Annotated in this window: 18 protein-coding genes and 1 pseudogene; 9 read left to right on the top strand and 10 right to left on the bottom strand. The window is 72.3% G+C overall.

Features of this window, described 5'->3' with window-relative positions; all coding sequences use genetic code 11:
* Window positions 1-79 precede the first annotated feature (79 nt).
* Window positions 80-790, top strand: coding sequence for a DNA-binding response regulator (locus ACFV9D_RS17580; protein WP_385146376.1), 711 nt, complete (start codon window positions 80-82; stop codon window positions 788-790).
* Window positions 791-805: 15 nt separating this feature from the next.
* Here ACFV9D_RS17580 and ACFV9D_RS17575 read toward each other — a convergent pair whose 3' ends face one another.
* Together ACFV9D_RS17575 and ACFV9D_RS17570 are read right to left on the bottom strand one after the other, a co-directional pair.
* Window positions 806-1,684, bottom strand: a complete 879-nt coding sequence (locus ACFV9D_RS17575) for an ABC transporter permease (protein ID WP_385146374.1) — start codon at window positions 1,682-1,684, stop codon at window positions 806-808.
* Window positions 1,681-4,416: an alpha/beta fold hydrolase gene (locus ACFV9D_RS17570; RefSeq protein WP_385146372.1), complete on the bottom strand. Its 2,736-nt coding sequence runs from the start codon at window positions 4,414-4,416 to the stop codon at window positions 1,681-1,683. Before ACFV9D_RS17570 ends, ACFV9D_RS17575 begins: the two co-directional genes overlap by 4 nt.
* A gap of 271 nt (window positions 4,417-4,687) precedes the next feature.
* Here ACFV9D_RS17570 and ACFV9D_RS17565 point away from each other — a divergent pair, with 271 nt between their 5' ends.
* Both ACFV9D_RS17565 and ACFV9D_RS17560 read left to right on the top strand, forming a co-directional pair.
* Window positions 4,688-5,113 (top strand): GNAT family N-acetyltransferase, encoded by a 426-nt coding sequence (locus ACFV9D_RS17565; RefSeq protein ID WP_385146370.1) that lies wholly within the window; start codon window positions 4,688-4,690, stop codon window positions 5,111-5,113.
* A gap of 113 nt (window positions 5,114-5,226) precedes the next feature.
* Complete coding sequence (locus ACFV9D_RS17560; RefSeq protein WP_385146368.1) at window positions 5,227-6,405, top strand: S8 family peptidase; 1,179 nt, start codon at window positions 5,227-5,229, stop codon at window positions 6,403-6,405.
* Between the two features lie 13 nt (window positions 6,406-6,418).
* On the opposite strand, the gene ACFV9D_RS17555 is transcribed toward ACFV9D_RS17560, so the two are convergent.
* Window positions 6,419-7,018, bottom strand: coding sequence for a DUF4291 domain-containing protein (locus ACFV9D_RS17555; RefSeq protein WP_385146366.1), 600 nt, complete (start codon window positions 7,016-7,018; stop codon window positions 6,419-6,421).
* An 80-nt stretch (window positions 7,019-7,098) separates the two neighbouring features.
* Here ACFV9D_RS17555 and ACFV9D_RS17550 point away from each other — a divergent pair.
* Window positions 7,099-7,662: pseudogene (locus ACFV9D_RS17550) on the top strand (GNAT family N-acetyltransferase); the annotation flags it as partial.
* A gap of 47 nt (window positions 7,663-7,709) precedes the next feature.
* Here the strand turns inward: ACFV9D_RS17550 and mmsA are convergent.
* From mmsA to iolC, 5 genes are all read right to left on the bottom strand, one after another.
* On the bottom strand, window positions 7,710-9,221 hold the full coding sequence (gene mmsA / locus ACFV9D_RS17545; protein ID WP_385146364.1) for a CoA-acylating methylmalonate-semialdehyde dehydrogenase: 1,512 nt from the start codon (window positions 9,219-9,221) through the stop codon (window positions 7,710-7,712).
* A 14-nt stretch (window positions 9,222-9,235) separates the two neighbouring features.
* Window positions 9,236-11,101: a 3D-(3,5/4)-trihydroxycyclohexane-1,2-dione acylhydrolase (decyclizing) gene (gene iolD / locus ACFV9D_RS17540; RefSeq protein WP_385146362.1), complete on the bottom strand. Its 1,866-nt coding sequence runs from the start codon at window positions 11,099-11,101 to the stop codon at window positions 9,236-9,238.
* Window positions 11,098-11,904 (bottom strand): 5-deoxy-glucuronate isomerase, encoded by an 807-nt coding sequence (gene iolB / locus ACFV9D_RS17535; protein WP_385146360.1) that lies wholly within the window; start codon window positions 11,902-11,904, stop codon window positions 11,098-11,100. Before iolB ends, iolD begins: the two co-directional genes overlap by 4 nt.
* Entirely contained in the window at window positions 11,901-12,869 is a 969-nt protein-coding gene (locus ACFV9D_RS17530; RefSeq protein ID WP_385146408.1) for a deoxyribose-phosphate aldolase, read from the bottom strand. Before ACFV9D_RS17530 ends, iolB begins: the two co-directional genes overlap by 4 nt.
* 377 nt (window positions 12,870-13,246) lie before the next feature.
* Complete coding sequence (gene iolC, locus ACFV9D_RS17525) at window positions 13,247-14,194, bottom strand: 5-dehydro-2-deoxygluconokinase (RefSeq protein WP_385146406.1); 948 nt, start codon at window positions 14,192-14,194, stop codon at window positions 13,247-13,249.
* Between the two features lie 158 nt (window positions 14,195-14,352).
* Here iolC and ACFV9D_RS17520 point away from each other — a divergent pair, with 158 nt between their 5' ends.
* A complete protein-coding gene (locus tag ACFV9D_RS17520; RefSeq protein WP_385146358.1) occupies window positions 14,353-15,261 on the top strand; it encodes a sugar phosphate isomerase/epimerase family protein in 909 nt (302 codons plus the stop codon).
* Between the two features lie 258 nt (window positions 15,262-15,519).
* The gene (locus ACFV9D_RS17515; RefSeq protein WP_385146356.1) at window positions 15,520-15,717 is read left to right on the top strand and encodes a helix-turn-helix transcriptional regulator; all 198 of its coding nucleotides are present in this window, start codon (window positions 15,520-15,522) and stop codon (window positions 15,715-15,717) included.
* A gap of 61 nt (window positions 15,718-15,778) precedes the next feature.
* On the opposite strand, the gene ACFV9D_RS17510 is transcribed toward ACFV9D_RS17515, so the two are convergent.
* Both ACFV9D_RS17510 and ACFV9D_RS17505 read right to left on the bottom strand, forming a co-directional pair.
* Window positions 15,779-16,834, bottom strand: coding sequence for a zinc-dependent alcohol dehydrogenase family protein (locus ACFV9D_RS17510; protein ID WP_385146354.1), 1,056 nt, complete (start codon window positions 16,832-16,834; stop codon window positions 15,779-15,781).
* Window positions 16,835-16,876: 42 nt separating this feature from the next.
* Window positions 16,877-19,150 (bottom strand): MMPL family transporter, encoded by a 2,274-nt coding sequence (locus ACFV9D_RS17505; RefSeq protein ID WP_385146352.1) that lies wholly within the window; start codon window positions 19,148-19,150, stop codon window positions 16,877-16,879.
* Window positions 19,151-19,313: 163 nt separating this feature from the next.
* Between ACFV9D_RS17505 and ACFV9D_RS17500 the strand changes: the two genes are divergently transcribed.
* The 3 genes from ACFV9D_RS17500 (at window position 19,314) to ACFV9D_RS17490 (ending at window position 22,685) form a co-directional block, all read left to right on the top strand.
* On the top strand, window positions 19,314-19,964 hold the full coding sequence (locus tag ACFV9D_RS17500) for a TetR/AcrR family transcriptional regulator (protein WP_385146350.1): 651 nt from the start codon (window positions 19,314-19,316) through the stop codon (window positions 19,962-19,964).
* A 154-nt stretch (window positions 19,965-20,118) separates the two neighbouring features.
* Entirely contained in the window at window positions 20,119-20,352 is a 234-nt protein-coding gene (locus tag ACFV9D_RS17495) for a heavy-metal-associated domain-containing protein (RefSeq protein WP_385146348.1), read from the top strand.
* Between the two features lie 98 nt (window positions 20,353-20,450).
* Complete coding sequence (locus ACFV9D_RS17490; RefSeq protein ID WP_385146346.1) at window positions 20,451-22,685, top strand: heavy metal translocating P-type ATPase; 2,235 nt, start codon at window positions 20,451-20,453, stop codon at window positions 22,683-22,685.
* Window positions 22,686-23,063: the final 378 nt, after the last annotated feature.

The raw sequence follows: 23,063 nt of genomic DNA, 5'->3' as shown, positions 1-23,063 counted from the left end.
CTCCTCAACAGGGGTTGTCACCGTGTGCAGTCACATGCGTACATGGAGTGGCACACCGATCGGGCGGGGGTGGTCAGCGGTGGGTGAGACTGCGGGCTCCGTGATGCTCGCGCGATCGGCGATGAACCGGGCCGTGATCGAGGCGCAGCGGCCTCCGGGCCGACCCGTCCGTGGCGCGCGGCGGATCAGCGCGGCGCTGGCCGGGCTCGCCGCCTCGACGCGGCACGAGTTGCTGACCTTCGACGATCCCGCCGCCTCCGCGGGCCGTGCGATCCCCGAGCCGTTCCTGGAGCTGGCAGGAGCGTGCATGCGGGCCGCGGCGGAGCGGGCGCCGGAGGTCAGACGGATCGTGCCGCGTCACGCCCTGGCCCAGGTGGTGGGCGCGGTCCGGGTGCCGGGGCGGGCCCGTCTCACGGACTCGATCCCCTTCAAGATGATCCTCGTCGACCGTACGGTGGCGGCGGTCCCGCTCGATCTGGAGCTGATGTACAACGGGCTGCTGCTGATCCGCGACCCGGTCGTCGTGGAGGCCCTGGCCCGCGCCCATCACACCAGTTGGGACGCGGGCGAGGAGCTGGCAGGTGCCACTGCCCCGCCGCGCGAGCTCCCTCCCCAGCTCCGCCCGGTCCTCGAAGCGCTCCTCGCCGGCCTCACGGACGAGACGGCCGCCGCCCGCCTCGGCATGTCCGGCCGGACCTACAGCCGACGGGTCGGCGAGCTGATGCACGCCCTGGGCACGACGAGCCGCGTCCGCGCGGGCGCGGAAGCGGCTCGAAGGGGGTGGCTGTGAGGGTTCCCCGAGGTGCTACGACACGATGTCCTTGCGGGCGAAGCCCCGGAAGGCGAGCGCGAAGAGGACCACGGCGAACGTCACGGAGATCGCCGTGCCCTTCACCATCCCGCCCCACTCCAACTGGGGCTGGAGCGCGTCCACCCAGGCGTACTGCCAGTGGGCGGGCACGAAGTCACGCCAGGAGCCGAGCGCCGTGACGGCGTCCAGGACGTTGCCGATGATCGTCAGTCCGACCGCGCCGCCGACGGCGCCCAGCGGGGCGTCGGTCCGGGTGGAGAGCCAGAACGCGAGGGCGGCGGTGACCAGTTGGGAGACGAAGATGAACGCGACGGCCAGGGCGAGCCGGGGCAGCGTCTCCGCGGCGGGCAGAGCGCCGCCGGTGGGGAGCTTCAGCGGCCCCCAGCCGTAGGCGACCGTGCCCGCGACGAGCGCCACCAGCGGCAGCAGCACCATCGCCGCCGCGCTGAAGCCGAGGGCCACGGCCAGCTTGGACCAGAGCAGCCGGGCCCGGGGGACGGGCGCGGCCAGCAGATAGCGCAGCGAGGACCAGCTCGCCTCGGAGGCGACGGTGTCCCCGCAGAACAGGGCCACCGCCACCACGAGGAGGAAGCCGGCCGAGACGAAGAGACAGGTCGCGGCGAAGTTCGCCGCCGATGCCGTCGCCGTGTCCATCAGCGTGATCCGGCCGTTGCCTCCGCCGTCCTGGTCCCCGCCGATGGCGAAGGCGATGATCAGGATGAACGGCAGGGCGGCGAGAACCGCGCCCATGACCAGGGTGCGGCGCCGCTTCAGCTGCCGTACGGCCTCGACGCGCAGCGGCAGGGTGTGCCCCGCCCGGTAGCCGGGGGCGGTCTCCACGAGCTCCGCTGGTTCAGCGGTCGTCGTGTTCATGCGGATCCTCCTCCGATCAGGGTCAGGAACGCGTCCTCGAGGCGCCGGTGCGGTCCCACACCGGTCACGGGCACGTCCAGGCGGACGAGTTCGCCGATCAGACCGGTCGCGTCGGTCCCGTCGAGGCGGACGAGGAGCCCGCCCTCGGTCCGTACCGCCGAACCGATCCCCGCCAGCGCGCCGATCTTGTCCACGAGCGGGTCGGGGACGGTGTCGCCGAGCGTCACGAGCAGGGTGTCGCCCGCGCCGGTGATCTCACCGACCGGACCGGCCTGGACGAGCTGCCCGCGGTCCATGACCACGAGATGCGTGCAGGACTGCTCGACCTCCGAGAGGAGGTGGCTGGAGACGATGACGGTCCGGCCCTCGGCGGCGTACCGGATCATCACGTCCCGCATCTCGCGGATCTGTGGCGGGTCGAGTCCGTTGGTCGGTTCGTCGAGGATCAGCAGATCCGGCAGGCCGAGCATGGCCTGGGCGATGGCGAGCCGCTGCCGCATGCCCTGCGAGTACGTCCGTACGGCGCGGGCGAGCGCCTCGCCGAGGCCGGCGATCTCCAGGGCCTCCTCGATGTGCGCGTCCTCGGCGGGGCGGCCGGTGGCCTTCCAGTACAGCTCCAGGTTGTCCCGTCCGGACAGATGGGGCAGGAAGCCGGCGCCCTCGACGAACGCGCCGACGCGGGACAGGACCGGGGCGCCCGGCCGGACGGCCTGGCCGAAGACCCGGATCTCCCCGTCGTCGGGGGTGATCAGGCCCATGAGCATCCGCAGGGTGGTGGTCTTTCCGGCGCCGTTGGGCCCGAGCAGACCGAGGACCTGCCCCTGCTCGACGCGGAAGGAGAGGTCCCGTACGGCATACCGTTCCGAGGACTTGGCGTACTTCTTCGTCAGCCCGGTGATCTGCAGCGGTACGGCGGCGAGCGCGGGGTCCGGGGCGGGGGCCGCGGTCCGGCGCCGGGCGCGCCAGCGCCCGGTGGGGGCACCTCCCACGCCGAAGGCTGTGGGGGAGGTGAAGAGCAGCGCGGCGGCGATCAGCGCTCCGGCGAGCGGCAGGCCCCACACCCACCAGGGCATCGCGGCCGCCTGGGTGTCCACGGAGGGCGCGGTGGGGACCGTGAGCGGGCTCTCCACGGCGACGGTGTAGCCGGCCGGTGCGGCCGGGGAGGCGTAGCCGAGGTCGGTGGCGGAGAGCACGAGCCGCAGCCGGTGGCCGGCCTCGACCTCGTGGTCGATGGCGGGCAGCGTCAGCTCGACGCTCCTGCCCTTGCCGGCGTCCTCGACGCGGACGGGGGCCACCAGTTGGGCGGGCAGCACCTGCTGACGTCCGTCGGGGCCGACGTCGTAGACCTTGGCGAAGAGGACGGCCGAGCCGTCCGGGCTGTCGGACGTGACCGTGACGCGGACGGTCGGCGAGCCGGTGATCCGCACCGACTCGACCTGCGGCTTCGCATCGAAGCGGGCGTACTGGCCGGGGAAGTCGAGGGAGAGGCCGACGCCGAGGGAGGAGAGCTGGGAGAGTCCGCCGCCGACACCGGGGACGGCGGAGATGGCGGGCGGGTTGGCCCCGGCGGGGTTGGCGAAGGACTGCGGAGGGGCGGCGTCGAGCGGGACGGACAGCGTGTCGCCTGCCTCGCCCGTGAGCCCCGGATAGCGGTCGGAGGTCGCGCTGCGCAGCTGCGCCTCCCCGTCGGAGGAGTCGACTCCCCCGGTGCGGCTGACGCGGAACGCGGGTCCGGTGTCGGCGCCCTTGTCCTGCTTCAGGTGACGGTCGAACCAGTCGCCGATCCGGGCCTCGACCCGCTCGGTCTCGCGGTCGCCCCCGTCGTGGCCGCCCGCGATCCAGTCGACGGCGACGGGCGCGCCGTTGGCGGCGATCGCCTTCGCCATGGCGTCGGCGTGGCCGAGCGGGAAGAGGGAGTCGGTCTGCCCCTGGACGATCAGGGCAGGGACCTTGATCCTGTCCCCTACGGCGGAGGGGCTGCGGGCTTCGAGGAGCGTACGGGCGGCGGCGTCGGGCTTCCCGGAGACGGCGACGCGCTGGTAGAGGGCGCAGAGTTCGGGCGTGAAGCGTCCGCAGGCGCCGGTCGCGGCGGACTGGTCGCCGGCCGGCTGCCGGCTTCCGCCGCTCGGCTGGTTGCCGGCGGAGAAGAAGATGCCGGCCCAGAGCTTCTTGAAGACGCCGTTCGGGAAGAGGGCGTCGGCGAGGTTCCAGTACGTGATCTGCGGGGCGATCGCGTCGACCCTGGTGTCGTACCCGGCGGCGAGCAGCGAGACGGCGCCGCCGTAGGAGGCGCCGGTGACGCCGACGCGCGGATCGCCGGCCTTGTCGAGCAGGACCTCGGGGCGCTGGGCGAGCCAGTCGAGGAGCCGCTGGACGTCCTTGACCTCGTGGTCGGGGTCGTTGAGTCCGATCTGCCCGGTGGAGGCGCCGAATCCACGCGCCGACCAGGTCAGGACCGCGTAGCCGTCGCGGGCGAGCTGCTCGGCCTGGGCACGGACGTCGTCCTTGGAGCCGCCGAAGCCGTGTCCGAGCAGGACGGCCGGCCGGCGGTCGGAGGCGGGGCCGGCGGTGAAGTAGGAGGTGTCGATCCGCGCCCCGGGCATGTCCAGCACGTGGTCCGCGCGGTGCACGGGCGGTGGTTCGTCCGCGGCGACGGCGGTCCAGGTGCCGGCGCCCGCGAGCACGGCGAGGGCCGCGGTGACCGCGGCCCACCGGGGAAGTCGGAATGGCATGGTGACGAGCCTATGCGGGCGTCCTGTGAGGCACGGCTGCCCCGGGGCGGAAATCGCGGGCCTCCTGGAGGCGTACGGACTACGGTCGGCGTACACCAGGCGCGGTATGCGCCGTGAGACCCCGGGCGAGTGAGCCGAAGGGCGCCGCGGGCGTCGAAAGGGAGAACGCGCGGAGGCGGCGAGGAACGAGCCGTCGAGCACGATCGACCGTCGACGCACGCTGAAGGCGCCCGGAGGCGAACCGAGCCCCAAAAAAGGGGAAGGGGCCGGGATGGAGATCCGGCGGGCGACGACGGTGGGCGAGCTGCTGGCCGCTGCGCACCTCTACGACAACCCGCCGCGGGCGGCGTGGGCGGAGGCGTTCCTGGCCGCGCCGGGGCATCTGATGCTGATCGCGTACGCGGAGGACGGCTTCCCGGCGGGACTGGTGAGCGGGATCGAGATGCTCCATCCGGACAAGGGGGTGGAGCTGTGTCTGTACGAGCTGTCGGTGGACGAGGCGTACCGGCGGCGGGGCATCGGGCGCGCGCTGACCGAGGCGCTGGCGGCGGAGGCGCGGGAGCGCGGCTGTTACGACATGTGGGTCGGGGTGGACACGGACAACGGGCCCGCGCTCGCGACGTACCGGTCGGCCGGAGCGACGGACGACGGTGGTTTCACCATGCTGACGTGGGAGTTCGACGTGAAGGACCGGTGAGGGGACCGGACGCCCTCTTGTACGACGCATGTCAACAGGAGACTCTGTGGCGCACCACGCACGCCCGTACTTGCCGGTAACCCGGACAACGAAAGGTTCAGGTGCCCCACCACATGACCCGAATACCCCGCCGCGCCGTAGCGCTCGTCCCCGTCCTCGCGCTCGCCGCCGGCCTGCAGTTCGCGGCCTCCCCCGCGGCCCAGAGCGCCACCGTCGGGGACCTCCGCCTCGCCCCGGCCTCCCTCGCCGTCGAGAACAGCTGGATCGTCGTCCTCAAGGACGGTTCGACCCGCGCCGCCGATCTGGGTGTGACCCCGAAGCACCAGTACCGCTCGGTCCTGAAGGGCTTCTCCGCCTCGATGTCCCAGGCCAAGGCTGCGGCCCTGGCCTCCGATCCGCGGGTGGCCTACGTCGAGCAGAACGCGACCGTACGGATGGCCGAGACGCAGCCCGGCGCGACCTGGGGCCTCGACCGGGTCGACCAGCGGGATCTGCCGCTGTCGACGACGTACACGTACAACACGACCGCGTCGAACGTCACCGCGTACATCATCGACACCGGAATCCGCACCTCGCACAGCGAGTTCGGCGGCCGGGCGACGGTCGGCACGGACACCGTCGGCGGCGGCCAGAACGGCCAGGACTGCCAGGGCCACGGCACGCACGTCGCGGGCACGGTGGGTGGCGCGAAGTACGGCGTCGCCAAGGGCGCGAAGCTGGTCGCCGTCCGGGTCCTGGACTGCAACGGGTCCGGGACGACCGCCGGGGTCATCGCCGGTGTCGACTGGGTGACGGCCAACGCCGTCAAGCCGGCCGTCGCCAACATGAGCCTGGGCGGCGGGGCCAACACCTCGCTGGACGACGCGGTGAAGCGCTCGATCGCCTCCGGCGTCACGTACGCGGTCGCCGCCGGCAACGGCAACTTCCTCGGCCTGCCGGCCCGGGCCTGCAACTACTCCCCGGCCCGCGTCCCCGAGGCGATCACGGTCGGTGCGACGGACTCCGCCGACAAGCGGGCGTCGTTCTCCAACTACGGCACGTGCGTCGACCTCTTCGCCCCGGGTGTCTCCATCACCTCGGCGTGGAAGGACAACGACACGGCGACGAACACCATCTCGGGCACCTCGATGGCGGCCCCGCACACCGCGGGCGTGGCGGCCCTCTACCTGTCGGCGAACCCGACGGCGACCCCGGCCCAGGTGAGCACCGCACTGGTGAACAACGCCACCAGCGGCAAGGTCCAGGACCCGCGGACGGGCTCCCCGAACAAGCTGCTGCACTCGATCTTCTAGGCGACCGGGCCTTCTAGGCCACCAGATGCCCGAGGAGCTCCGGACCCGCAGGGTACGGCCGCTCCTCGGGCATCCGCGTGCGCGCCTCGTCCGACCGCCCCTCGCGCACGAGGGCGTGGATCTCGTGCGCGAGCGGCGTGACGTCCCGTACGGAGACGGTCCACTCGTCCGCATACCGCCTGGACGCCTCGCCCGCGAGCCCGAGCTGCAGGGACCGGTACGGCAGCGCCCCGTGTCGCAGATCCCGCTCGGGATCCCACTGCACCCGGGCCGGGGCCTGCCTCAACTCCCGCTTCCAGGCGGCCTGATCGGCGTGAAAACCCCGTACGTAGTGCGACAGGCAGGCGTTGCGCAGCGCCCACTCGAACCCCTCGCGGGTGATCTCGACCGCGAGGACGGTCTGCTGCCCCTCCTTCAGGCCCCAGCCGCAGCGGTACATCATCCACAGGAACGAGGGCTTGATCCACGTCATCCGGTCCCGCTTCCAGGCGGGCGGAAAGCGGCCCTCACGGGCGGCCGGAAGGCCGATGGACGGGTCGTACGCCTGATAGACGGTCACCGTCGACTCGGTGTGCAGGGCGCGGATCTGGTACTTGGGCGGATCAACGGACATGGCCCCAGGGTGCGCGAACGCGCACCTTCGGGGCCAGTCGTTTTACCCTGCCTGCAATCGACCGAGGCTGGGTGGGCGTCATGAGCGACATGTGGACGGGCGGCAAGGTGCGCTTGCGGGGTGTCGAGCCGGAGGACTGGCAGGACTTCCGCGCACTGGCCGCGCACACCGTCGACGTCCGGAACGCGGACCTCGTCGAGCCGCCGCGCTCGGACGAGAGTTTCCGGTCCTGGACCAACGAGCGTGCCGGTCGTGCGCCCGGTACGGGGGCGTTCCGGCTCGTCGTCGAGACGACGTCCGAGCGTGCGTTCGCGGGATCCGTGACGGTCGGAGAAACGGATCCACGGGCCGGACGGTTCAAGACCGGGATCGCGATCACCCGCGAGCATCGGGGGCGCGGTTACGCGACCGAAGCCACCGAGTTGGTCCTCACCTACATGTTCGCCGAACAGCGCTACAACAAGTGCGAGGTCGAGGTCTATGCCTTCAACGAGGCTTCCCTCGCTCTCTACCGCAAGCTGGGCTTCGTGGAGGAAGGGCGACTGCGGCAGCACGAGTTCTTCGCCGGCAGCCATCACGACGTCGTGCTGCTGGGCATGACCGCCGCCGAACACTGGGCCACGCACGCCTATCCCTCGGTGCGCTGCCCCCCGCCGGCAGAGCCGGCGGGGGTCGACAGCGCGCGGGTGGGTCAGTGGTTGCGCGGGAAGCCCAGGTCCACGCCGGCGGGGGCCTCGGAGGGGTCCGGCCAGCGGGTGGTGACGACCTTGCCGCGGGTGTAGAAGTGGACGCCGTCGTTGCCGTAGACGTGGTGGTCGCCGAAGAGCGAGTCCTTCCAGCCACCGAAGGAGTGGTAGCCCACCGGCACCGGGATCGGCACGTTCACGCCGACCATGCCCGCCTGGATCTCCAGCTGGAAGCGGCGGGCCGCGCCGCCGTCACGGGTGAAGATCGCGGTGCCGTTGCCGAACGGCGAGGCGTTGATGAGGGCGACGCCCTCCTCGTACGTCTCCGTGCGCAGCACGCACAGCACCGGGCCGAAGATCTCGTCCTGGTAGGCCTTCGCGGTGGTCGGCACGTGGTCCAGGAGCGACAGGCCGATCCAGTGGCCGTCCTCGAAGCCGTCCACCGTGTAGCCGGTGCCGTCCAGGACGACCTCGCAGCCCTCGTCGGCCGCGCCCTTCACGTACGAGGCGACCTTGTCGCGGTGGACGGCCGTGATGAGCGGGCCCATCTCGGAGGTCGGGTCGTTGCCGGGGCCGATCTTGATCTTCTCGGCGCGCTCGCGGATCTTCTGCACCAGCTCGTCGCCGATCGCGCCGACCGCGACGACCGCGGAGATCGCCATGCAGCGCTCGCCGGCCGAGCCGTAGGCCGCCGAGACCGCCGCGTCGGCGGCGGCGTCCAGGTCCGCGTCCGGCAGCACCAGCATGTGGTTCTTGGCGCCGCCGAGCGCCTGGACGCGCTTGCCCTTCGCGGAGGCGGTGGTGTGGATGTAGCGGGCGATCGGCGTCGAGCCGACGAAGGAGATCGCCGAGACGTCCGGGTGCTCCAGGAGCCGGTCCACGGCCACCTTGTCGCCGTGCACGACGTTGAAGACACCCTCGGGCAGGCCCGCCTCGGCGAGCAGCTCCGCGATCTTCAGCGAGGCCGACGGGTCCTTCTCGCTCGGCTTGAGGATGAAGGTGTTGCCGCACGCGATGGCGATCGGGAACATCCACATCGGCACCATCGCCGGGAAGTTGAACGGCGTGATGCCGGCCACGACACCCACCGGCTGGCGGATCGCGGCGACGTCCACCCGGTTCGACACCTGGGTGGACAGCTCGCCCTTGAGCTGGGTGGTGATCCCGCAGGCCAGGTCGACGATCTCCAGACCGCGGGCGACCTCGCCCAGCGCGTCCGAGTGGACCTTGCCGTGCTCGGCGGTGATCAGCTCGGCGATCGCGTCACGGTTGGCGTCGAGCAGCGCGCGGAACTTGAACAGGATCGTGGTGCGCTGCGCCAGCGACGCCGTGCCCCAGGTCTCGAACGCCGTCTTCGCGGCGGCGACGGCCGCGTCGACCTCCTCGACCGAGGCCAGGGCCACCTGCGTGGTCACGGCGCCGGTGGCCGGGTCGGTGACCGGGCCCCAGTTGCCCGACGTGCCCTCGACGGTCTTGCCACCGATCCAGTGGTTGACAGTCTTGACGGTGTTCGTCATGACGAAATACTCCTTCAGAGATGGCGGCGTCGGGCGGTGACGTGCCGGTCGTACTCCTCCCGGGCCTTGACCGCCGACGCGCGGGTCGAGGTCTCGGCCACAGGCACATCCCACCACGCCTGGGCAGGGGGCGCGCCCGACACTGTGTCTGCCGTTTCGGTCTCGACATAGACACATGTGGGAACGGTCGACACCCGGGCGTCGGCGAGGGCTTCTCGCAGGTCACGTACGGTGCGGGCGGTCAGCACCCGCATGCCGAGGGAGGCCGCGTTGGCGGCCAGGTCGACGGGGAGCGGCGCACCGGTGAACCCTCCGTCCGGGTCCCTGAAGCGGTAGGCCGTGCCGTACCGCTCGCCGCCCACGGACTCCGAGAGACCTCCGATGGAGGCATACCCGTGGTTCTGCAGGATCACCACCTTGATGGGCAGTCCCTCCTGGACGGCCGTGACGATTTCGGTGGGATTCATCAGATACGTACCGTCGCCGACGAGCGCCCAGACCGGCCGCCCGGGCGCGGCGAGCGCGACGCCGATCGCCGCCGGGATCTCGTAGCCCATGCACGAGTACCCGTATTCGACGTGGTACTGGTCCGAGGACCGGGCCCGCCAGAGCTTGTGGAGATCGCCGGGGAGCGAGCCGGCCGCGTTGATCAGGATGTCGGTGTCGTCGACCAGAGTGTCGAGTACGCCGAGGACCTGGGTCTGGGTGGGCCGGACGCTTTCATCGGACACGGCATAGGCGGCATCGGTCCGCTCCTGCCAGTCCTGCTTGGCGAAGAGCCACTGGACCATGTCCTGGCGGTGGTCGCCGAGCGCCTCGGCGAGGGCCGTGAGCCCTTCGCGGGCGTCGGCGACGAGCGGCAGCGCGCCCTGCTTGTGGGCGTCGAAGGCCGCGATGTTGAGGTTCAGGAAGCGGACGCCCTCGGGGAAGAGGGTGGCGGAGGCGGTGGTGAAGTCGGTGTACCGGGTGCCGACGCCGATGACGAGATCGCTGGTCCTGGCGAGGGCGTTCGCGGTGGAGGTGCCGGTGTGGCCGATGCCGCCGACGTCGCGGACGTGGTCGTACGGCAGGACGCCCTTGCCGGCCTGGGTCGAGGCGACGGGGATCCAGGTGCGTTCGGCGAACTCCCGCAGCGCGTCCTGGGCGCCGCTGTACTTCACCCCGCCGCCGGCGACGATCAGGGGGCGTACGGAGGACCTGACCGCCCGTACGGCCGCGTCGAGTTCGGCCGCGTCGGGGCGGGGGCGTCTGATCGTCCATGTCCGCTCGGCGAAGAACTCCTCCGGCCAGTCGTACGCCTCCGCCTGTACGTCCTGGGGCAGCGCGAGCGTGACCGCGCCGGTCTCGACGGGGTCGGCGAGGACCCGTGCGGCGGCGAGCGCGGCCGGGATCAGCGCCTCGGGGCGGGTGATCCGGTCGAAGTACCTCGAGACGGGCCGCAGGCAGTCGTTGACCGACACCTCGCCCGCGTACGGCACTTCGAGCTGCTGGAGGACCGGGTCGGCGGGGCGGGTCGCGAAGGTGTCGCCGGGCATGAGGAGGACGGGCAGGCGGTTGATCGTGGCGAGCGCGGCGCCCGTGACGAGGTTAGTGGCGCCGGGGCCGATGGAGGTGGTGACGGCGTGCGCGGAGAGCCGGTTCGACTGGCGCGCGTAGCCGACGGCCGCGTGCACCATGGCCTGTTCGTTGCGTCCCTGGTGGTACGGCATCTCGTCGGCGTACTCGACGAGGGCCTGGCCGATCCCGGCGACGTTCCCGTGGCCGAAGATGCCCCAGGTCGCGGCGATCAGCCGCTGCCGTACGCCGTCGCGTTCGGTGTACTGCGCGGCGAGGAACCGCACCAGCGCCTGTGCGACGGTCAGCCGGGTCCCGCTCGTCATCGGTATCCCTCCGTGTGGTCGGGGTGGAAGCAGATCTTCCACTCCCTCTCCTGCCCCGGTCCCGCCATCACGTTCAGGTAGTACATGGCGTGGGACGGCTGGGCGATGGACGGGCCGTGCCAGCCGTCGGGCACGAGGACGGCGTCGCCGCTGCGGACCTCGGCGAGGAGGTCGGCGCCGCCGGGCCTGGAGGGGGAGATCCGCTGGTAGCCGACTCCGCCGTCGGCGATCTCGTAGTAGTAGATCTCCTCCAGCTCGGACTCGGCGCCGGGGCGGTGCTCGTCGTGCTTGTGGGGCGGGTAGGAGGACCAGTTCCCACCGGGGGTGATCACCTCGACGGCGATCAGCCGGTCGGCCTCGAAGACGTCCGCCGCGGCGAAGTTCCGTACCTGGCGGGCCTGGTTGCCGCTGCCGCGGGCCTCGACGGGTACCTCCGGCGCGGGGCCGTAGCGAGCGGGGAGTCGTCGCTCGCACTTCGCTCCTGCCAAAGCGAAGCGGCCTCCCGCACCGGAGGCGATCTGGGCCCGGGCGTCGCGGGGCACGTACGCGAAGTCGGACACTCCGCCGAACACGCTCTCGCGGCCCAGGAGTTGGAGATTCAGGCCGTCGACGTGCACCGTACAGCCGCCGGTGAGCGGAAGCACGATCCACTCGCTGTCCCCGGTCTCCAGGAGGTGGGTGTCTCCCGGGCGGAGTTCGAGGACGCGCAGTGCGGAGTACCCCCAGCCGGCCCGGTCGGGGTCGATGTGGAGGGCGTACGGCCCGCGGGAGGCTGTCCCGGCGGGCAGATGGAGAGAGCTCATGTGAGGTGCGTACCCCTTCCTACCGCGTCGTGCAGCAGGCTCGCAGCGGTATCGACGGCTCCGGCCACATCCCCGTCCGGGGGATAGAGCAACGAGCGCCCGACGACCAGCCCGCGGACGGTGGGCAGGCGCAGCGCGCCGCGCCACTTCTCGTACGCGAGCTCCTGCGCGTCCGGGCCCGGGCCCGGGTCTCCGCCGAGCAGGACGGCGGGGAGGGTGGTGGTCTCCATGACGCGGGCCATGTCGTCGGGGTGTTCGGTGACCGGGACCTTCAGCCAGGTGTAGGCGGAGGTGCCGCCGAGGCCGGAGGCGACGGCGAGGGAGGTGATGACGGCCTCGGCGGAGAGGTCGTTGTGCAGGCGCCCCGCGCGGTCGCGCCGGCAGAGGAAGGGTTCGACGAACACGGGCAGCCGCAGGCCGGCCATCTCGTCGACGGCGCGGGCGGCGGAGTGCAGGGTGGAGAGGGAACCGGGGTCGTCGGGGTCGATCCGCAGGAGAAGCTTGCCGGCGTCGAAGCCGAGCCGGGCGAGGTCCTGGGGGCGGTGGCCGGTGAACCGGTCGTCGAGCTCGAACGCCGCGCCGGCGAGCCCGCCGCGGTTCATGGAGCCGACGGCGAGCCGGTCGTCCAGGGCCTCGAGGAGGAGCAGGTCGTCGAGGATGTCGGCGGAGGCGAGGACCCCGTCGACGCCGGGGCGCGAGAGCGCGAGACGGAGTCGGCCGAGCAGATCGGCGCGGTCGGCCATCGCGTACGGCCGGTCCCCGACGGCCAGCGCCCCACGGGCGGGATGGTCGGCGGCGACGATCAGCAGGCGGTCGCGCCCCGCGAACAGCGGCCGGGTCCGCCGCCGCGCGGCGGCCTCGGCGACGGCCTCGGGATGGTGCGCCCGGAGCGTGACGAGCCGCTCGACGTCGACGGGCTCCGCGCCGCGGGCGGGACGGGGGCGAGCTGCCGCCGTGCGACGGATCCGGGGCGGCGCCTCGTACCAGGAACTGTCACCCGGGGACGCCGCTGGGCGGTCGTGCGGCCGGCCCACGGCCGCCGCTCCGGCAGCCGGGCCGTACGCGCCGCCGGCCGGCCCATGCGTCCCCAGGAGCGGGTGCGGGCTCGCGGCTTCGGCGTACGGGGCTTCGGCGTACGGGGCTTCGGACGGCGCGTCTCGCGGCGGCCCGGTCTCGGCGCCCGGGGCTCCGGGCGGACCGGCGTGCGACGGGATGGCGGTGGTGTCCGGGACTCCGGACGGGCCGGCGTGCGACGGGTCCGTCTCGGCGTCCGGGTCGGAGGGGAGGTCCGGGGGTGCGGTTCCCCCGGTCGCGAGGTCCGGGTCGGGGACGAACTCGTCGGTCATGGCGTGCGCTCCGGGATCGAGCCGGTGCCGGTGGCGAGCGCCCGCTCGATCTCGTCCGGGTACGGCATCGCCGGGGAGCAGGCGAGCCGCCCCGCGACGATGGCGCCCGCCGCGTTGGCCCAGCGGATCGTACGGTCGAGGTCCCAGCCGGCCAGCAAGCCGTGGCACAGCGCCCCGCCGAACGCGTCGCCCGCACCGAGGCCGTTGACCACCTCGACCGGCAGGGGCGGCGCCTCCGCGCTCTCGCCGTCGGCGGTCATCGCGAGGACGCCCTTGGGGCCCTGCTTGACGACCGCGAGCCGGACACCGGCGGCGAGCAGGGCGCGGGCGGCGGCGTACGGCTCGCGTTCACCGGTCGCGACCTCGCACTCGTCGAGGTTGCCGACGGCGACCGTGGCCGCGCCCAGGGCCTCCCGGTAGAGCGGGCCGGCCTCGTCGGGTTCGGGCCAGAGCGTGGGCCTCCAGTCCAGGTCGAGGACGGTGAGTCCCGCGCCGTCCCGCTCCCCCAACGCGCCCAGCGTCGACGCCCGGCTGGGCTCGACGCTCAGCCCCGTCCCGGTCACCCAGAACGCCCGTGCCGCCCGGATCGCCGCGAGGTCCAGCTCAGCTGGGTGGATCTCCAGGTCGGGGGCCTTGGGCTGTCGGTAGAAGTGGATCGGGAAGTCGTCCGGAGGGAAGATCTCGCAGAAGGTGACCGGTGTCGGGTACTGCGCGACCGCCGTCACCCACCGGTCGTCGACCCCGAACCCGCGGAGCTCCTCGTGCAGATACGTACCGAAGGGATCCGCCCCGGTCCGGCTCACGAGCGCCGTCCGTCGGCCGAGCCGCGCCGCCGCCACCGCCACGTTCGCGGGCGAGCCGCCCAGGAACTTCCCGAAGGTCTCCACCCGGGCGAGCGGAACGCCGACCTGGAGGGGGTACAGGTCCACGCCGAGACGCCCCATCGTGATCAGCTCGTACGGCTCCGCATCCACGCGCGCCACCTCTCGCCTCGGCCCCGCACCCAGGTCTAGCCTTCCGCCCCGAACACTGTCAACGCTATGTCCTTACATTCGGACGAGCGTCTTGACTCGTCGTTCCGGGCGCGGTCAAGGTGGCTGTCATGACGCAGCCGTCGCCTCTGTCCCGTATCCGCATCGGCTCCGCCCCCGACTCCTGGGGCGTCTGGTTCGCCGACGATCCCCGGCAGGTCCCCTGGCAGCGCTTCCTCGACGAGGTCGCCGGGGCCGGTTACGAGTGGATCGAACTCGGCCCGTACGGCTATCTGCCCACCGACCCCGCGGTGCTGGCTGAGGAGACGGGCCGCCGGGGGCTTCGCGTCTCGGCCGGGACGGTGTTCACCGGGCTGCACCACGGTCCCGCCGTCTGGGACCGGACCTGGGCCCATGTCGCCGACAACGCGGCCCTGGCCCAGGCGATGGGTGCGGAGCACCTGGTCGTCATCCCGTCCTTCTGGCGGGACGACAAGACCGGCGCGGTCCTGGAGGACCGCACGCTCACCCCCGCACAGTGGCGCGATCTGACCGGTCTGACCGAGCGTCTGGGTCATGAGGTCCGGGAACGGTACGGCCTGCGGATCGTCGTCCATCCGCACGCGGACACCCATGTCGACAGCGAGGAGAACGTGGCGCGCTTCCTGGACGCCACCGATCCCGACCTGGTCTCGCTCTGCCTGGACACCGGGCACTACGCGTACTGCGGCGGCGACAGCGTCAAGCTGATCGAGACCTACGGCGAGCGGATCGGCTATCTGCATCTCAAGCAGGTCGATCCGGAGATCCTGGCCGGCGTCGTCGCGGACGAGGTGCCCTTCGGTCCGGCCGTGGCACGGGGCGTGATGTGCGAGCCGCCGTCCGGTGTCCCCGCCCTGGAACCGGTCCTGGCAGCGGCGCAGGCCCTGGACGTGGAACTGTTCGCCATCGTCGAGCAGGACATGTACCCGTGCGACCCCGACACGCCGTATCCGATCGCGGTCCGCACGCGCCGTCTCCTGCGCTCCTGCGGGGCATAGGTTCCGGCGCCCGATGGCACCGAGGCGCGCCGATCCGCACCTATTTGATCGTGCGTCACTTACGTCACGTCCGTCCTCCTGTCGTCACACATGTCTCCGTTACGCGGGCTTTCCGTCACAGCCGGTCGACAGCCGCTCTCTTCTCGTTCGGAGGGGTCGTTGCATCGGGCACAGGCTCAGTGATCGCCAGCGCCGGCCCGCAGCTCCCCCGAACGGCACCCCCGCCGCCGCTGCGAGGCGCGCAGGGAGGTGCCCCGCATGACGGAAAGAAAGCTCTGGTCGTACAAGGACATTGCCGCGCACATCAAGGTGCAGCCGGACACCGTCCGTTCCTACCGGAAGCACGGTCTCCTTCCGCCGCCCGATCACGTCGAGTCGGGCAAGCCGTACTGGTACGCGGACACGATCCGCGGCTGGGTGGCCAACCGCCCGGGCAACCGGAGCCGCCGCGACTGACCTCGCGCCTCCCGCCACGCCCGAGGGCCCCCGTCGTCACCCGACCCGGGGCCTCGGGCCGTCAGGACCAGGGCCGGACGACCGTCACGCCCGATCCGGGCGCCGAGCCCATCGCCGCCAGCGCGGCAGGGGCCGCCGCGAGCGGAATCGTGGCGGTGACGAGCCGGTCGGGGAGCAGCCTGCCCGCGCGGACCATCTCCATCATCGGACCGTAGGTGTGCGCGGCCATGCCGTGGCTGCCGAGGATCTCCAGTTCGAGACCGATCACCCGGGACATCGGCACGACCGGGTCCCCGGCAGCCGGGGGAAGCAGACCGACCTGCACGTGCCGGCCCCTGCGGCGCAGGCTCTCCACCGAGGCGGCGCAGGTGGCCGGGGAGCCGAGCGCGTCGATCGACAGGTGGGCGCCGCCGCCGGTCAGCTCCCGCACCGCCGCCGCCGTCCCCCCGGGCGTCGCCGCCAGGGCGGAGGCGTCGACGCACTCCGCCGCTCCGAACGCCCGCGCCAGTTCCAGCGCCGGCGGCGACACGTCGACGGCGACCACCCGCGCCCCGCAGGCCGCCGCGATCATCACGGCCGACAGCCCGACGCCCCCGCACCCATGGACGGCGACGAACTCGCCCGCCGCGAGCCGCCCTTGGGCGACCACGGCCCGGAACGCGGTCGCGAACCGGCACCCGAGCCCGGCCGCCGTCGCGAAGGACAGTTCCTCCGGCACCGCCACCAGGTTCACGTCCGCGTGCTCCAGGGCGACGTACTCGGCGAACGAGCCCCAGTGGGTGAAGCCGGGCTGCGTCTGCCGCTCACAGACCTGCTGGTCCCCGGCCGCGCAGGACGGACAGCTCCCGCAGGCGCAGACGAACGGCACGGTGACCCGGTCCCCGGGCTTCCAGTGCGCCACGTCCGCGCCCACCGCCTCCACGACGCCGGCGAGTTCGTGCCCGGGGACGTGCGGCAGGACGATGTCGGGGTCGTGTCCCATCCAGCCGTGCCAGTCGCTGCGGCACAGACCGGTCGCCTCGACCCGGACGACCACGCCGTGGGCGGAGGGGGCGGGGTCCGGTACCTCCCGGATCTCCGCGTCCTGTCCGTACTGCTCGAACACCACTGCCTTCATGGGCCCCGCCCTTCACCGCGTACCGGAATCCGGCCTTCGAACCTAGCTCGCGACGGGCTCCTTGTCCCGGGCGGTGTCGTTCGCCCGCTCCGCAGGACCCGCCCCCGTGACGGTCGTCGGCGCGGCGCCGCCCTCGCTGATGCCGAACCGGTCGTGGAAGCGCCGCAGCGGGCCGGGTGCCCACCAGGTCAGCCGCCCGGTCAGTTTCATCACGGCCGGGACGAGCAGGCTGCGCACCACCATCGCGTCCATCAGCACGGCGAGCGCGACGCCCAGGCCGAGCATCTTCGTGTTGGTCACCCGGGAGGTGCCGATGGCCACCATCACGACGGCGAGGATCACGGCCGCGGCGGTGATCAGCCCGCCCGTGTGGCGCAGTCCGAACCGGACCGCGTGGTCGTGGTCGCCGGTCGCGTCGTACTCCTCCTTGATCCGGGAGAGCAGGAAGACGCCGTAGTCCATGGAGAGCCCGAAGGCCACGCAGAACATCAGCACCGGGAGGGTCGTCTCGATGTCGCCGGTCGAGGTGAAGCCGAGCAACCCGGACAGATGACCCTCCTGGAAGACCCAGACGACCGCGCCGAACATCGCGGTGAGGCTGAGCGCGTTGAGAACGACGGCCTGGAGAGGGATCAGCACGCTGCCGGTGAGCAGGAAGACCAGGAGCAGGGTGACGACGGCGATGATCGCCGCCGCCCAGGGCAGCCGGTCGGCGATGGCGTCCTTGGAGTCGACGAGGACGGCGGCCGCCCCGGTCACCGAGGTGTCGAACGGGGCTTCCTGCGCGCGCAGTTCGCCCACGGCGCTCTGGGCGGTGTCCCCGACGGCCTCGCCCTCGGGCACGACGGTGAAGTACGCGCGGGCGTCCGCTCCGGCGCCCGAGGTGACCGGCCCGTCGATCCGCTCGATCCCGTCGAGGCCCTCGATCCGCTCGCGGTACGCGGCGTACTGGGCGGGGGTCGCGGGGCCCTCGGCGAGCACGGTGAGTCCGCCGCCCGGGCTGCCGGGGAAGCCGTCCCGCAACTGGTCCTGGACCACCCGGGACTCGGCGGTGACCGGCAGCTGCCGGTCGTCGGCGGTGCCGAACTTCACGTCCAGGAAGGGCAGTCCGAGGAGGACGAGACCGGCGGTCGTGGCCACGGCGAAGACCGGGGCCCGGCGCATGACCAGCGCCGCCGTCCACGCCCAGCCGGCCCCGGACTCGGCACGGGGACCGGCCCCGGACTCGGCGCCTTCGGAGGACCGGCGGCGCCGGAACAGACGCCGCAGGTCGAGCGCGTTCACCCGCTCCCCGAGCAGCAGGAGCGCGGCCGGCAGCAGGATCAGGGCGGCCGCCGCGGCGAGCAGCACCACGGCGATGCCCGCGTAGGCGAAGGAGCGCAGGAAGTACTGCGGGAAGACCAGCATCGCGGCGAGCGAGACGGCCACGGTCAGGGCGGAGAAGAGCACGGTCCGCCCGGCCGTGCGCAGGGTGGTGCCGACGGCGGTCCTGACGTCGGCGCCGGCGGCCAGCTCCTCGCGGAATCTGCGGACCACGAACAGGGCGTAGTCGATGGCGAGTCCGAGCCCGAGGGCGGTGGTCAGGTTCTGGGCGAAGACCGAGACGTCGGTGAACTCCGTGATGCCGCGCAGTACCGCGTTCGTCCCGAGGATGGCCACGATGCCGATGCCGAGCGGCAGGAGCGCGGCGACCGCACTGCCGAAGACCATGACGAGCAGGACGAGCGTCACGGGCAGGGCGATCAGCTCGGCGCGCAGCAGGTCCTCCTGAATGACCGTCTGCATCTCGTGCATGACGGCCAGCGGCCCACCGACGGACACCTCGACCGGCCCGTGCGTGCCCCGGTACTCGGGGGCGATCTTCTGGAGGATCTCGCCCGCCGCCTTCTCCTCACCCTCGATGCGGGCGGCTATCACGGCCTGCCGTCCGTCCTCGGAGCGCAGGGCGGGGGACCCGGTCCCCCAGTACGAACCGACGCCGCTCACCCCCGGCTCGGCGTCGAGCCGCTCCGCCAGCCGCCGCGCCTCGGCCGCCACGGCCCGGTCGTCGACCCCGGCCGCCCCCGCGTCGACGAGGAGGAGCAGATTGGGCTGGGAGGCGGGGAACTCCCGCTCCAGGACCTGGGTCGCGTACGTGGATTCGCCGTCGGGGTCCTCCCAGCCGCCGCTGCCCATCCGGTCGGCGACCCCGCCGCCCGCGAGGACGGCGAGCGCGGTGATCACGAGGGCGACCAGCAAGGACAGGCGTGGCCTGGCCGTCACGAACCGGGTCCACCCCCCGCCCCGGGCGGGCCCTGAATTCTTGACTTCGGCCATGACGCGGTGTCCCCTTCACCGTGACCCATGCGCTCGCTTCCCGGCAGGCCGCATGGGTCGCTCATTGCCATAGACTGGCAAACACGAGCGATCACTCGCGTTTCCCAAGAATGCGAGCGACCACTCGCGTTTGTCAAACGTGTTGAGGAAGCTGGGGACAGCCATGTCCGAAGAACCGAAGCCGCGCCGCCGCCAGGCCCGCGGCGAGCGCCGCATCGCACAGCTGCTCCAGGCGGCCGCGAACACCTTCTGCGCGTACGGGTACACGGCGACCAGCACCAACGCGATCGCCCGCGACGCCGGCGTCTCCCCCGGCACGCTCTACCAGTACTTCCCCAACAAGGAGGCGATCGCCGTCGAGCTCGGCGGCCGCCTCATGCACGAGATGCGGGAGGCGCACGGCCAGGCGTTCACGCCGGAGAACCTCGCGCTGCCGCTGCCCGAGCTGCTCGACGCGGTCGTCGACCCACTGATCGAGTTCAACTGCCAGAACCCGGTCTTCCTCGCGCTGATGCACGGCTCCGAGATCCCCGGCCGGATCGCCGAGGAGCACGACGAGCTGCACGCCTCGCTCCTGGCCCGCGTGCGCGACCTGCTCGGCCACTACCTCCCGGACCTCCCGGAGGAGGAGCGCGCCCGCATCGCCGACATGACCTTCGCCGTCTTCAAGGGCGGCCTCGCCCTGGTCCTCGCCGCGCCCGAGGGGCCGGAGCGGGACGCCACCTCCGCCGAGCTGAAGAAGGTCCTCTTCCGCTACCTCGACCCGCTGGTCGGCGAGGCGAGCGTCGAGGGGCCTCTCACCAGGACTCCCTGACCGACTCGCCGGCAGCGGTTTCCTCCCCGAACCCACGTGGCTGCGCGCGCTCGCACGACGGGGGCGCCACGAGGGTGGAATTCATACCCCCTAGGGGTATAGGGTGTGCTTCAGTACGAGCCTGAACCAGCACGCGCTCGAAGAGGAGACCGTCATGACCGCCGAGACGAAGACCGAACTCACCACCGTCTACCAGGTCAAGGGAATGACCTGCGGGCACTGTGAGGGCGCGGTCACCAGTGAGATCTCCGAGATCGCCGGGGTCTCCTCCGTCAAGGCCGTGGCCGCCACCGGCCAGGTCACCGTGGTCTCCGAGGCCCCGCTCGACGAGGAAGCCGTCCGCGCCGCCGTCGACGAGGCCGGCTACGAGCTCGTCGGCCAGGCCTAGGGGCTGATCCGCAGGGCAGGCCCCAAGGCTCTTCCCGGCATACATACGCAGGGCCGTACCGTTACGCGGTACGGCCCTGCTCCCCTTTGGAACCGCACATGACATCGAGCCCCGCGCCCACCCTCACGACCGAGCTCGTCATCGGCGGGATGACCTGCGCCTCCTGCGCGGCCCGCGTCGAGAAGAAGCTCAACCGCATGGACGGTGTCACCGCGACCGTGAACTATGCGACGGAGAAGGCGCGGATCGAGCACCCGCCGGGGACCGAGGTCGCCGATCTGATCGCGACCGTCGTCAAGACCGGGTACACGGCCGAGGAACCCCCGCCGCCGGATCCGGAGCCTGTGCCGTCTTCGGCAACGACGCGGGACGCGGACCCCGAACTCGCCTCGCTCCGTCAGCGGCTGACCGTCTCCGCCCTGCTCTCCGCACCCGTCGTCCTGCTCGCCATGGTCCCGGCCCTCCAGTTCGACAACTGGCAGTGGCTCTCCCTGACCCTGGCCACCCCGGTCGCCGTCTGGGGCGGACTGCCGTTCCACCGCGCCGCCTGGACCAACCTGCGGCACGGCGCCGCGACGATGGACACCCTCGTCTCGGTCGGCACGCTGGCCGCCTTCGGCTGGTCGCTGTGGGCGCTGTTCTTCGGCACCGCGGGCATGACCGGGATGCGGCACGGCTTCGACCCGACCGTCGGCCGCACCGACGGCGCCTTCAGCATCTATCTGGAGGTCGCGGCCGGTGTCGTCACCTTCATCCTGCTCGGCCGCTTTCTGGAGGCGCGGGCCAAGCGGAAGGCCGGCGCCGCGCTCCGCGCGCTGATGGAGCTGGGCGCCAAGGACGTGGCGGTCCTGCGGGGAGGCACGGAGGTACGGATCCCGGTATCCGCCCTCAGGACCGGCGACCTGTTCGTCGTACGCCCCGGCGAGAAGATCGCCACCGACGGCACCGTGACCGAGGGCGCCTCCGCCGTCGACGCCTCGCTGCTCACCGGCGAGTCCGTCCCGGTCGACGTCACGGTCGGCGACCCGGTCACCGGCGGCTGCGTCAACAGCTCCGGCCGACTCGTCGTCGAGGCAACCCGGGTCGGCGCGGACACCCAGCTGGCCCGGATGGCGAAGCTGGTCGAGGACGCGCAGAACGGCAAGGCCGAGGCCCAGCGCCTGGCGGACAGGATCTCCGCCGTCTTCGTACCCGTGGTCTTCTACATCGCCCTCGGCACCCTGCTGACCTGGCTGTTCGTGCTGGAGGACACCACGGGCGCGTTCACCGCCGCCGTGGCCGTCCTCGTCATCGCCTGCCCGTGCGCCCTGGGCCTCGCGACCCCGACCGCGCTCATGGTCGGCACCGGCCGCGGCGCGCAGCTCGGCATCCTCATCAAGGGCCCGGAGGTCCTGGAGTCCACCCGCCGCGTCGACACGGTGGTCCTCGACAAGACCGGCACCGTCACGACCGGCCGGATGCGGCTCCAGAAGGTGTACGCGTACGAGGGCGAGGACGAGGCCCGGCTGCTGCGCCTCGCGGGCGCCCTGGAGCACGCCTCCGAGCACCCGGTCGCCCGAGCGGTCGCGGCGGGCGCCGCGGAGAGGCTCGGGCAGCCCGTGGGCGAGCTCCCCGTGCCGGCGTCCTTCGAGAACGTGCCCGGTCTCGGTGTGCGCGGCACGGTCGACGGCCACCGGGTCCTGGTCGGCCGCGCGGCGCTGCTCGGGGCCGAGGGCGTGGAGGTGCCCGGGGTGCCGGAGCCCGGCGCGGTCCTGGTCGCCTGGGACGGCCGGGCGCGCGGTGCCTTCACCGTCGCCGACGCGGTCAAGGAGACCAGCGCGGAGGCCGTCGTCCGGCTGCGCGCCCTCGGCCTGACCCCGGTCCTGCTGACCGGCGACGGGCGGGCCGTCGCGGAGACGGTCGCGGCCGAGGTGGGCATCGACGCGGACCGGGTCTTCGCCGAAGTGCTCCCGCAGGAGAAGGTCGATGTGGTCCGGCGCCTCCAGGCGGAGGGCCGGACGGTCGCGATGGTCGGCGACGGCGTGAACGACGCGGCGGCACTCGCCACCGCCGATCTGGGCCTGGCCATGGGCACCGGCACGGACGCGGCCATCGAGGCGAGCGACCTGACACTGGTCCGCGGCGACCTCCGGGTGGCGGCGGACGCGATCCGGCTCTCCCGCCGCACCCTGGCGACGATCAAGGGGAACCTGGGCTGGGCCTTCGGCTACAACTGCGCGGCTCTGCCGCTGGCGGCGCTCGGCCTGCTCAACCCGATGATCGCGGGCCTGGCCATGGCCTTTTCGTCCGTCTTTGTCGTGACAAACAGCCTGCGACTTCGGAGGTTCACGTGAATTCACCTACACGTGACGCACAGGACCTTCACAAAGAGACCTAGATCACAGATATTTAGGGGTAACCATTCGGGCCGTTCGCGAGTCTAAGTGGGCGATGCCAAGAACGTCTTGGGGGACGTTCATGGGATGTCTTGGGGGACGTCCCAGGCAAGCGTTGGCCGGGGCACGTGCACCGGGGAGCTTTGAGCGGCCCTCCCGTACGTACGTACCCCGGCAGACCGCGCAGACCCGCGTAGCTTCTGTCGAACCCGGCAGACGCCCGGCCCGGATCCCGTGGGGGGAATCCGCACCGGGGATATGGGAAGCGCCCCGCTCGTCGACCCGTGGGGGGATCGACAGCGGGGCGCTTTTCGTTCAGCGCCTCGTGAAGAGGAG

Source organism: Streptomyces sp. NPDC059875, from assembly GCF_042731085.1.
GTDB lineage: Bacteria > Actinomycetota > Actinomycetes > Streptomycetales > Streptomycetaceae > Streptomyces.
The sequence above is the reverse complement of the archived record's forward strand: the minus strand, read 5'-3'. Positions and strand labels throughout refer to the sequence as shown.